This window comes from Paraburkholderia sediminicola (genome assembly GCF_046027355.1).
Taxonomy (GTDB): domain Bacteria; phylum Pseudomonadota; class Gammaproteobacteria; order Burkholderiales; family Burkholderiaceae; genus Paraburkholderia; species Paraburkholderia sediminicola_B.
In genome coordinates this window covers 363,079-374,737 of record NZ_JAQQEK010000003.1, presented here as the reverse complement: position 1 = coordinate 374,737, position 11,659 = coordinate 363,079, and the positions used below count along the sequence as shown (strand labels likewise).

Annotated in this window: 8 protein-coding genes; 4 read left to right on the top strand and 4 right to left on the bottom strand. The window is 62.1% G+C overall.

What is annotated here, in order from left to right; all coding sequences use genetic code 11:
• Positions 1-86 precede the first annotated feature (86 nt).
• Together PQR42_RS07600 and PQR42_RS07595 are read left to right on the top strand one after the other, a co-directional pair.
• Positions 87-1,457: a lysine N(6)-hydroxylase/L-ornithine N(5)-oxygenase family protein gene (locus PQR42_RS07600; RefSeq protein ID WP_408204462.1), complete on the top strand. Its 1,371-nt coding sequence runs from the start codon at positions 87-89 to the stop codon at positions 1,455-1,457.
• Between the two features lie 72 nt (positions 1,458-1,529).
• Positions 1,530-2,372 (top strand): N(5)-hydroxyornithine transformylase PvdF, encoded by an 843-nt coding sequence (locus tag PQR42_RS07595; protein WP_408383192.1) that lies wholly within the window; start codon positions 1,530-1,532, stop codon positions 2,370-2,372.
• A gap of 70 nt (positions 2,373-2,442) precedes the next feature.
• Here the strand turns inward: PQR42_RS07595 and PQR42_RS07590 are convergent, their stop codons facing one another.
• Positions 2,443-4,158 carry an MFS transporter gene (locus tag PQR42_RS07590; RefSeq protein ID WP_408383194.1) on the bottom strand — a complete coding sequence of 572 codons (1,716 nt, stop codon included), beginning with the start codon at positions 4,156-4,158 and terminating at the stop codon, positions 2,443-2,445.
• Between the two features lie 127 nt (positions 4,159-4,285).
• Between PQR42_RS07590 and PQR42_RS07585 the strand changes: the two genes are divergently transcribed.
• Positions 4,286-5,224: a LysR family transcriptional regulator gene (locus PQR42_RS07585; RefSeq protein ID WP_408383195.1), complete on the top strand. Its 939-nt coding sequence runs from the start codon at positions 4,286-4,288 to the stop codon at positions 5,222-5,224.
• On the opposite strand, the gene PQR42_RS07580 is transcribed toward PQR42_RS07585, so the two are convergent.
• Positions 5,221-7,404, bottom strand: a complete 2,184-nt coding sequence (locus tag PQR42_RS07580; protein WP_408204466.1) for a TonB-dependent siderophore receptor — start codon at positions 7,402-7,404, stop codon at positions 5,221-5,223. The genes PQR42_RS07585 and PQR42_RS07580 overlap by 4 nt on opposite strands.
• Before the next feature lie 411 nt (positions 7,405-7,815).
• On the opposite strand from PQR42_RS07580, the gene PQR42_RS07575 reads away from it, so the two are divergent.
• A complete protein-coding gene (locus tag PQR42_RS07575; protein WP_408383197.1) occupies positions 7,816-10,044 on the top strand; it encodes an NADP-dependent isocitrate dehydrogenase in 2,229 nt (742 codons plus the stop codon).
• A gap of 91 nt (positions 10,045-10,135) precedes the next feature.
• Here PQR42_RS07575 and PQR42_RS07570 read toward each other — a convergent pair whose 3' ends face one another.
• Entirely contained in the window at positions 10,136-10,366 is a 231-nt protein-coding gene (locus PQR42_RS07570; protein WP_408204468.1) for a hypothetical protein, read from the bottom strand.
• A 394-nt stretch (positions 10,367-10,760) separates the two neighbouring features.
• On the bottom strand, positions 10,761-11,579 hold the full coding sequence (locus PQR42_RS07565) for an alpha/beta fold hydrolase (protein WP_408383199.1): 819 nt from the start codon (positions 11,577-11,579) through the stop codon (positions 10,761-10,763).
• Positions 11,580-11,659: the final 80 nt, after the last annotated feature.

The following is an 11,659-nucleotide window of genomic DNA, read 5'->3' as shown; positions in this document are numbered from 1 at the left end:
AGTCAAGAAAAACCGCATTAATCACGAAAGATTTTCACCGGCCCGCGCATCCGGCGCGCCGGCTTCCACCGATAAGGACCTGCGACATGCACAGAGACACCGTATTTGATCTGATCGGAATCGGCTTCGGACCGTCGAATCTGGCGCTTGCCGTGCGCCTCGCCGAAGAGGCCGGCGTGTCGGACCTCGCGCATTGCTTCATCGAGCGTCAGCCGGAATTTGGCTGGCATCGCGGCATGCTGCTCGACGATTGCCGGATGCAGATTTCCTTCCTCAAGGATCTCGTGACGATGCGCGATCCGAAGAGCCGCTTCACGTTCATCAACTATCTGTACGAACGTGGACGTCTGGCGGATTTCGTCAACCTGAAGAACTTCTATCCGACGCGCGTGGAGTTCCACGATTACCTGAGCTGGGTCGCGGCGTCGTTCGACGATCGCGTGAACTACGGTCAGACCGTGACCGGTATCGAAGCGGTCAAGAGCGCCGCCAACACGAACGACGTCGAAGCGCTGCGGGTTTTCTCGCGCGATAGCGAAGGCCGCGAGTGGCAGCGCGTGACGCGGGCGCTGTCAGTCGGCATCGGCGGCGGTCCGCAGGTGCCGGAGGCTTTCGCCGCGCTTGGCACGCACAACATCGTGCATTCGTCGCAGTATCTGACTTCCATCGACCACGTGGTCGGACCCGCGGGCGGCTCACGAAAACGCGTGGCGGTGATCGGCGCGGGACAGAGCGCGGCCGAGGTGTTCGTCGATCTGACGCGCCGCTATCCGCACGTCGACGCGAGCCTCATCATCCGCTCGAGCGCGCTGAAACCCGCCGACGACAGCCCGTTCGTCAACGAGATTTTCAGCCCCGCCTTTACCGATATCGTCTACGCGCAGCCGCGCGACGGCCGCCGTTCGCTGATCGAGCGCTTTCGCGACACCAACTACGCGGTGGTCGACCGTCCGCTGATCGAGCAGATCTACGAAATGCTTTATCTGCAGAACGTGTCCGCCGATCCGCGGCATCGGCTGCTGGCGAACACCGGCATCGAAACGGCAGTGCGCACGGCGGGCGGCCAGATTGAACTCACCTTGCGTGACCGTCTGAGCGGCCACGCGCGCGCCGAGCAATTCGATGCGCTCGTGCTCGCGACGGGATATCGCCGCGACACGCATTTCGACTTGCTGGAAGGGCTTGCGCCGCATCTGGGCGATGCGCTCGCGCAAGGCAACGTCGAACGCGATTACCGGCTCGCCACACCTGCGAGCTTCAAACCGCGCATTTACCTGCAGGGTTGCTGCGAAGACAGCCACGGGCTGTCCGACACGTTGCTGTCGGTGCTCGCGCTGCGCTCCGACGAAATCGCCGCTTCGCTGGCACACCACACATCGCAAGACCGGTCGACCGGCCGGACGCAACAAGCACAAGAAAACGCGACGAGCGCGGGCCGCATGGCTTTCGCTCTTTGATAAAAGCGGCCGCTTCAGCCGCAGAAAAACCTGGTCCTGGCGTGCCACGACTCACACACATAGGAAACTACTATGCCGAAGAAGAAACTCGTTTACATCTGGTCGCTGAGAAACGCTGCCGCCGACAAGGCCGGCCAGGACATTGCATATCAAAGCGGCACGCGCTACATGAAGTCGGTGCTGGAGTCGCTCGTCGAGGCGCTCAATGATACCGAACTAGGCGACCAGTACTCGCTCGAAAAGGTCATTTACGACGATGACGCCGGGTCCAGCGTGGATCGCGAGAAGCTGAAGGAATATGGCTTCGATTACGAGCCGGGCAAGCGCTGGTTCTATCCGCCGAATCTGCGCGTGCAGGGCAAGCCGGTTAACGATCTGCTGCTCGCGATTCCATCGACGTATCGGCGAGAGCCGCTCGATGCGCCCGGACGCCCGGCAGGCAAAAGCGCCTTTGAAAAGCATCTGCTCGATACGCTGGTGGAGTTGAAGGCCGATATCGTCGTGCTGGACGGCCTGCTGATCATTCTCGATGAACTGGTGCGGCCGGGTGCGCCGTTCTATCGCAAGATCGTGAATATCCATCCGGGCGTGACGCGCGCGGAATCGCCGTACGAGCGGCGCGGCGCGTATGCGACGCTCGATGCGCTCTACGGCGCGCGCGGCAAGAAAGTAGTCAACTGGAAGACGATGGAGACCGTGACGGTCGAACCGCTCTATCTGACAGGCGCATCGTTTCACTATGTCGACAACGGGATCGATTCCGGTGAGGTGATTCACGACGTGTTGAATACCGAAATCGATAAGGACGATACGATCCTGGAGCTGCGCTGGAACAACTTTAACCGTAGCCTTTTCCCGGCCTTGAACGAAGGGCTCGCGATGATGGCTGGGCAGTCGGTACAAGTCGAGGCCTGAGGGAAGACGCGGCGCGTGCGCCGCTCCGAATATCACTCGCGTGCGCTCGCCGCCGTCGACGAAGTGCTGTTCAGCACGGGTCGCATCGGGCTGGTTGCTGTTGCTGCTGCACAGTCGTGTGCTTCTTGACGCTCAGTTTTCGCGACGCGCTGCCAGAAATCACGAAGCTGAGCGCAGCGAGCACCCACACGCCGATTCCACCGTAGACCATCACCCAGCCGAAGCCCTGCATCAACGCGGCATGCACGACGCTTCCTGACGGATCGATTTGCGCCAACGCTGGAATCGCTGTTCTAACCGCTTCTGCATCGCCCGCCGCGATTTTCTCCGCCAGCCTGCCGAGCGGCGCGGTGTCAAGCGTCTTCGGCAATCGCGTCTTCAGGTTAAAAAGAATGCCGCCGACCAGGATCGCGCCCATCAACGCGATGTTGATCGCAAGCGTAATCATCCGCGCGCTCATATCGATGCCGGACGCCATGCCTGCGCGTTCCGCGGGAACCGCGGCGGTCGTCGTGTTGGTGACGGGCGTATTCGTGAGGCCGAGGCCCGCGCCGGCGACGACGCAACCGGGCAACATGGTCCACACGTCAGCATGCGCGGCGCTGCCGCCGTATCGCATCAGCATGAAGCCGAGGCCGATCGTGAAGAGGCCCGCAGGTATGGCGATTCCCGAACCATAGCGCAATGCGAGACGTTCGCCGAGCGGCGGAAACAGCAGCGTCGGCAGCGTGTAGGCGAGCAAGGCGAGTCCGGCGCTCACACTGTCATAGCCGAGGCCGATCTGGAAATAGATCGGCAAATAGATCATGAACGGCCAGAAGCTGAAGTTCATGCCCGCGGAGCCCATCAAAGCGCCGGAAAACTGCGGAATCTTGAACACGGAAAAGTCGAACATGGGGCGCGCGCTGAGTTTCTCGGCAAACAGAAAAGCCACGAACGCGACCAACGTCGCCGCGATGATGAAGAGCGCACGCGGATTGCCGAAGCCGAGCGCCGGGACCTGCGTGATGAAATACACGAGCCCGAACACCGCGAGCGACAACGTGACGATGCCGGCAACATCGAGTGTATGCGCGTGCGGGTCGCGTGATTCCTGCACGCCGCTGAAGACGAGCATCAGGGTCACCACAGCGAGCAGCGCGTGCACCCAGAAGACCCATTGCCAACTCGACAGCGCCACGATCGCTCCGCCGATGATCGGCCCAAAGCCGAGTCCGATGCCGAAGATGATGCCCCACGCGCTGAATGCGCGAGCGCGTTCAGGGCCTTCGCTGAACTGATGCGATAGCACGGCGACCTGGCATATCAACATCGCGCCGCCGCTCGCGCCTTGCAGCAGACGCGCGACGATCAGCGTCGGCACGCTTTGCGCGAGTCCGCAGATCAACGAGGTGATGCCGAACAGCGCGATACCGATCACGAAGATGCGTCGGCGGCCGAAGCGGTCGGCCAGCGTGCCGGTCGCCATCAGGACGGTGGTCACTGCGAGCGTGTACGCATTCATGATCCACTGCATGCCTTTGAAGTCGCCGTGCAGCACGCGCTCGAGCGTCGGCAGGATCACCGGCACGCTGGAGATTTCGAGGCCGAACATCAGCGACGCAAGGCACACCGCGCCCAACGCCAGCGTGTTTTTGCGAAGCGAGAGGAAGGTGGCCGGTTGCGGAGTTTCGCTCGCGACGGTTCGTGCGGGGCGCGCCTCGCGCGACACCGGCCGATGTTCTGCAGCCGCGGCCGCGCGGGGCCGTTCTTCGCGCCGTGGCGGCGCGATCGGATCATTGGACATGGAAATTCACCTCGTTAGTCGATGGGCTTGCCCACCACGGACTGTGTAATATAGGGGGAATTTCTGTCCCCATTGACGCATGAAAATCCCAGCAATGTGTCTTATTGGGAACCAATAAGGCAAAGGTATGAGCGACATCCTCGATGGCGTGACGACGTTCGTGCGCGTGGTGGAAACGGGCAGTTTTGCGCTGGCTGCGGAACGGATGAACCTGACGCGCTCGGCGGTCGGGAAAGTGATCGTGCGGTTAGAGAAGCGCCTTGGCGTGCGCCTGCTCAATCGCACGACGCGCAGCCAGAGCCTCACCGAAGACGGGCAGGCCTACTACGACCGCTGCGTGCGCGCGCTGGCCGAGCTCGAGGCCGCCGAGGCGGATCTCGATTCGGGACGCCGCGAGCCCAAAGGCCGATTGCGCGTCAGCGTGCCGCAAGCTTTCGGTCACTACTGCGTGGCGCCCGTGTTGCTCGGCCTCGCGCGCAAGCATCCGCAATTGAAGATCGATATTTCGATTACCGACCGCTTCGTCGATGTGATCGAAGAGGGTTTCGATCTCGTGGTGCGCGTGGGACCGCTGGCCGACAGCGTGAGTCTCGCCGCGCGCAAGCTCGGCATGCAGCACGCGAGTATCGGCGCCGCGCCGGCTTATCTGGCACGTCATGGCACGCCACGCAACGTGGACGAATTACGCGGCCACGCCGTGATTGCCTACTTGCGGGCAGGGTCGGCACAGCCGTGGGATGTGGTAGACGTCGACGGGCAAATCCGCCGCGCGCAGGTTCAGCCGCAACTCGGTTTCGACGACATGAAGGGGATTGTCGATGCCGCTCTCGCCGGCTTCGGCCTCGCGTGGCTGCCGAGTTGGCTACTGGCCCGTTATGCGCAAACAGGCGAGCTGGTGACGGTGATGGAGAATTGTTTCCGGCCTGCTCAGGAGATTCACCTGGTGTGGCCGAAGAGTCGCTATCTGGCGCTGAAAACGCGCTGTGCGATCGATGCGCTGGTCGCGGAAATTCCCGCCATGATCGGGGCGCCCGCAGCGGGCGCCCCTCATTCACGCGATGCTTAGAACTGCAGCGTTGCGCTGGCCACGGCAGTGCGCGTCGGCGACGGCGCCACGTAGTAGCCCCAAGCAGTCGTCCAGTAACGGCGATTGAACAGGTTGTTGATCCCCGCGCGGAACGTCACGTCCTTGCCGGCGATCTTCGTCTCATACCGGCCGCTCAGATCGAACGTGGTATAGGCGGGCACGAACTGCGTGTTCTGCGCGTCGACGGCCTGGTTGCCGACGTACTTGCCGCCGAACGCCAGCGTCAGCGGACGCAGATACGACGGGTTGTATTCGATGCGGCCCGTCACCGTGAAGCGCGGCGCGCCATAGATGCGCTTGCCTTCCACGGTCGGATCGTCCACGTCCATGGCCTTCGTGTCGAGCCACATCACGCCGCCCAGCACGCGCCATTCGCTCGTCAGCGCAAGCCAGCCGCTCGCGTCGACGCCCTGGTAGCGCTTGGTGCCGTCCTGCACGAAGATGTTGGCGGAGTTCGTGTAGTTGTAGCCCTGATCGACGCGGAACAGCGCGAGGTTGGCGCCCCACTTGCTGTGGTCGGTTTTGAAGCCGACTTCATACTGCTTGCTCTTCAGCGGACCGAACGTGTCCGGATAGTTGAGGTTGGTGTTCGAAGCCGCGCCGCCCTGTTCCAGCGACTCCACGTAGCTCGCGTACAGCGTCGAATACGGATCGGTCTTGAACATCAGCGCGAAGGTCGGCGTGACCGGGTCCGCCTGGTATTGCGATGAGACGGCGCCGCTCGGGTCGTACACGTGCTGCTGGTATTGCGTGTAACGCACGCCGACCAGCGCCGACAGACGCGACGTCAGTTGCACGGTGTCGCTCGCGTACACGGCGGCTTGCGTGGTGCGCTGCTGACGGTACAGGTCCGAGCCGATGCTGACTTCGTCGTTGGTCAGCAAGGTGCTGGCGTACAGATTGCCGTTGCCGAGGAAGTAGCCTTCGTTCCAACCCGTGCTGTTGCTGTACTCGCTGGTTTGCGTTTCGAAACCGGCGCCCACCACCACGTCGTGCTTGATGCTGCCCGTGTTGAAATGGCCTTGCACCATGCCGTCGACGTTCTGATAGAAGTAGCGCGTCATGGCCGCATACAGCGTGTTCGAGTAGTTGCCCGCGGCGTCGGAGACAAACAGGAAACTATCCGAATTGGTGCGGTTTTCCTTGGCGAAGCGGTACTTCAGGCTCGCGTGCCAGTTTTCGGAGATGCGGTAATCCAGGCCCGTGCCGAACGAGGCCATCTCGGTCTCGTAGTAGTTCTGCGGTTGCGTGAGCGCGTGGGTGACTTTGCTCGCGTCGGGAATGCCGCCGGCGTCGGCGCCGAACATCAGGCCGAACAGCGTGCCGTTGGTTCTGCGCTTCTGGTAGAACGCGTCGGCGCTCCAGGTCAGATCCGGCGTGATGCGGAAGTCGAACGCCAGCGAAGCGACCTGGCGGCGCACGTGACCGTGGTCCTCGGCGGTGTTGCCGTCTTCGTTGACGAGGTTCAGGCGATAGCCGAAACGGTCGTCATTGCCGAAGCGGCCGCCCAGATCGACCGCCTCGGTGAACACGCCGGCCGACCTGTAGCCGACCGTGATGCTGCGGTACGGCGTGTCGGTGGGGCGCTTCAACACGTAATTGACGATGCCGCCCGGCGAGCCGAAGCCGTACATGAAGCCCGACAGGCCCTTGAGCAATTCGACCTGCTCGAACGGTTCGAGCGAGAGGTCGGTATCCCACGACGGGAAGGTCTGACCGTCCATCTTGATGCTGTTCAGCGTGTCGATCGGCATGCCGCGCACGGTGAACATCGAATTTTCGCTGATCGCGTTCTCGCTGATCACCGACACGGCCGGATCGTACTTGTACAGATCATTGGCGGTCGTCGCGAACAGATCCTGCGCTTCGTCGCTCGTCACGACGTGGGTCGAGAACGGTGTGTCCACCTGCTTGCGCGAACCCAGCGCGCCTGCGCTGACCGTGTCGGCCTGCGCCACGGTGGTGTCTTTTGCCGCCGAGACGCTCACGGCCGGCAGCGTCGCGCCGGCGTCGCTGGCCGCGACCTGCGCCCAGCCCGAAGTCGACAGCGTGGAAAGCGTCAATCCGACGCTGGCCAGAAGCCCCGCGCTCAGCAGCGAGGGAGTGCGGCGTTGGCCGCGCACAAACGCCGGTCGGCCGGCGACAAAGAATTTCTGCATGTTGTTCGAATTGGACAGAGTGACGCTCGTCGCGCACCAGAAGGGTGCGAAACGGCTTCATGGATGCGAGTGGTTAAGTAATCGAAGTGTAAGAACGCAAGTGCGTCTAAATGGTAATGCATCTGATTCGCATTAACAATATATTTGTTCCGAGTCTTTAGTCATCTATAAGACATCTGTCATAAGACAAGGAAAAATTGGCCCAAAGCCTTACCTGGCGGGGCTCGATCCCGTGGAGAGTGTTTCCGGGATATGTTTGTTTAGCAGCGAGTAGAGGAAAACACGCATATACTCACGGTCTGGCCGTAGAAAGTAGTGCCGTGCGTCGCGCCGCCTTGTTGTTTTGCCGCAACGCGCCGATCGGCACCACTCAACGCTCTGTCTAACACTTCACCTAGCAAAGCACCGAACATGTCCACACCGCCGAAGATCATCTACACCCTGACCGACGAAGCGCCTGCTCTGGCGACCTACTCGTTGCTGCCGATCGTGAAGGCGTTCACGCGCTCGTCCGACGTGATCGTCGAGACGCGCGATATTTCGCTTGCCGGCCGGATCATCGCTGCATTTCCCGACTACCTGAGCGCGGAACAGAAGGGCTCCGACGATCTGGCGGAACTGGGTGGACTCACCACGCGTCCGGAAGCAAACATCATCAAGCTGCCGAACATCAGCGCGTCGGTGCCGCAACTGAAGGCCGCGATCACGGAACTGCGCGATCAGGGCTACAAGCTGCCGCCGTATCCGGACGTCGCGAATACCGACGCCGAAAAAGACGTCAAGGCTCGCTACGACAAGATCAAGGGCAGCGCCGTCAACCCGGTGCTGCGCGAAGGCAATTCGGACCGCCGCGCGCCGCTGTCGGTCAAGAACTACGCACGCAAGCACCCGCACAAGATGGGCGCCTGGAGCGCGGACTCGAAGTCGCACGTCGCGCACATGAGCGGCGGTGATTTCTACGGCAGCGAAAAATCGGCGCTGATCGGCGCAGCCGGTGCGGTGAAGATCGAACTGACGGCCGCCGACGGCTCGAAGACGGTCCTGAAAGAAAAGACGGCCGTGCAGGCAGGCGAGATCATCGACGCTTCCGTGCTGTCGAAGAACGCGCTGCGCAGTTTCATCGAAGCGGAAATCGCCGACGCGAAGGCGAAGGGCGTGCTGTTCTCGGTACACCTGAAGGCCACCATGATGAAGGTGTCGGATCCGATCATCTTCGGTCACGTGGTGTCGGTGTTCTACAAAGACGTGCTGACCAAGCACGCCGACGTGCTGGCGCAAGCCGGCTTCAACCCGAACAACGGCATCGGCGATCTGTACGCGCGCCTGAAAGACCTGCCGGCTGAAACGCGCGAAGCGATCGAAGCCGACGTCAAGGCGCAATACGCACAGCGTCCGCAACTGGCCATGGTCAATTCGGACAAGGGCATTACCAGCCTGCACGTGCCGAGCGACGTGATCGTCGACGCGTCCATGCCGGCCATGATCCGCGAGTCGGGCAAGATGTGGGGCGCGGACGGCGCGCTGCACGACGCCAAGGCCGTGATCCCGGACCGTTGCTACGCGGACGTTTATCAGGCAGTGATCGAAGACTGCAAGAAGCACGGCGCGTTCGACCCGGTCACCATGGGCACGGTGCCCAACGTCGGCCTGATGGCGCAAGCCGCTGAAGAATACGGCTCACACGACAAGACCTTCCAGATCCCGGCAGACGGCGTGGTTCGCGTGACGGATGCTGCCGGCACGGTGCTGATCGAGCAGCCGGTCGAAGCGGGCGACATCTGGCGCATGTGCCAGACCAAGGACGCGCCGGTGCAGGATTGGGTCAAGCTGGCGGTCAACCGCGCCCGCGCGACCAACACGCCTGCGGTGTTCTGGCTTGACGCGGCTCGCGCGCACGACGCCCAGATCATCAAGAAGGTCGAGCAATACCTGAAGAACCACGACACCAACGGTCTGGACATCCGCGTCATGACGCCGGTTGAAGCGACGAAGTTCTCGATCGAGCGCATTCGCGCCGGCAAGGACACGATCTCGGTCACCGGCAACGTGCTGCGCGACTACCTGACCGACCTGTTCCCGATCATGGAACTGGGCACGAGCGCGAAGATGCTGTCGATCGTTCCGCTGATGGCAGGTGGCGGCATGTTCGAAACCGGCGCGGGCGGTTCGGCGCCGAAGCACGTTCAGCAACTGGTCGAAGAAGGTTTCCTGCGTTGGGATTCGCTGGGTGAATTCCTGGCGTTGGCCGCGTCGCTCGAACATCTGAGCAGCGCGTATCACAACCCGAAGGCGCAGGTTCTGGCCAAGACGCTGGATCAGGCAACCGGCAAGTTCCTCGACAACGACAAGTCGCCGGCGCGCAAGGTTGGCGGTATCGACAACCGTGGCAGCCACTTCTACCTCGCGATGTACTGGGCGGAAGCACTGGCCGCGCAAACCGAGGACGCCGCGCTGCAGGCGCAGTTCGCGGGCGTGGCGAAGGCACTGGCTGAGAACGAAGCGAAGATCGTCGAAGAGTTGGGTGCGGCACAGGGCAAGCCGGTGGACATCGGCGGTTACTATCGTCCGAATGTCGAACTGACGAGCAAGGCCATGCGCCCGAGCGCCACGCTGAACAAGATCGTGGACGCGGTTGCTTAAGATTCTGAAGTAAGCGGTAAACATGACGATGGCGCTCTCGAGAGCGCCATCGTCGTTTTTACTCCAACGTGAGCAGCGGCCATACCGGCCATCACACGTGAACGATTTCCCAATCGCTGAGCTTCTCTGGGATCTCAAGCGTCGACGTGTCGTCGCCTTCCGAGAGATGTGGGCAGGTCAAGCCGCGTGCGAGGTCGTCCGCCGCCTGCTGCGGGCTGGCGAATTCACCGAGCGTTTCGTTGCCGTAGGTTGCCTCCCAACCGTCCTGGCCCGGCAAAATGTAGAAAGCACCCTGATTCGAACCGAAGCGAAAGCCTTTCATTTTTAGTCTCCCAAGTGCCATTTAAAAACCGCTGTGCCGGGGCGGCTTCGTTTCAGAGGTTGGGATTCTTCAGACAATGTTTCCGTCTCATCCCACTCCACCGACTACTGAAGCGCCGGCTCTTGTAAAAGAGTCTACGTCAGCAGGCAGTGGCGCAAGTGGTTGTTAGATGGTTCGTTCTGTCTAAAAATATCGTTTTAATATATAGGCTTACAGCTTGTGTTTCACGATGTGCAACGTGGGGCGACATTGCGAAATGCCGAATTTGTGCCACGCACCACGATTTTTTACGAAGCGCTCGATCGTTCCACATCGTGAAATTTCGAGGGTTCCGATGCGGTTCTCGCGCCGGTCGCAGAATGGCCAACCGGCGTGGCGGACGCCGCCGTCCCGATCAGCCCGCGATCCGGCGCAGGAAATCGAGCATCACGCGGTTGAATTGCGCCGGTCGTTGCAGCGGCGCGAAATGGCTCACGCCGGGCAGCAGAATCAACTCCGCGCCGGGAATGCTGCGAGCGAGATAGTCGGCGTGTTCCAGCTTGATGAACTCGTCGTGCTCGCTTTGCACAATGGCGACCGGCACATCGACTTGAGCCAGATCGTCGGCGGAATAGTTGGGCTCGGTTTTCATCATCGTGCTGACCGCGCCGACAAATGCCTCGAAGTCGTCCGGCGTCGCCGATAGCTGCGCGTAGTCCTTGGCATGGCGGCTGAAGCAGCGCTCGATCACAGGCGTCGGCACGAACGGCTTCGTGCCGCTCGGATCCATGTTGCAGCCGAAGAAAAACACACCCGCCACCCGCTGCGGCGTGGTGCTGCCCAACACCATCGCGACGCAGGCGCCGTCGCTCCAGCCCACCAGCGCGGCGCGGTCCAGTTGCAAGGTGTCCATGACGGCGAGCACGTCGGACGCCATCAGCTCGTACCGGTAGGGCCGTGCGTCGCGGGTGCTGCGGCCGTGGCCGCGGCTGTCGACGACCACCACGCGATGCCCCGCGCCGAGCAGCGCGGGAACCTGGTAGCCCCAGTTGCCGCTGTGTCCAAGGCCGCCGTGCAGCAGAATCACCGGCGCGCCGGCGCCATACGACGCGTACCAGATTCGCGCGCCTTCGTGCTCGACGTAGCCTTCGTCGCTCGGGACCGGCAGCGGCGCCGAGCCGTGAGCTTCGAAGTGTTCGAGGTCGTCGTCGTGCGGGTTGGTGGAGGGTTCCATTGCCGTTGTCTCCGCTGTGTCGAACAGAGTTGGCGCTTCAGCTGTCGACCGGAGTTCGCGCTTCAGCGCATTACTCCGGT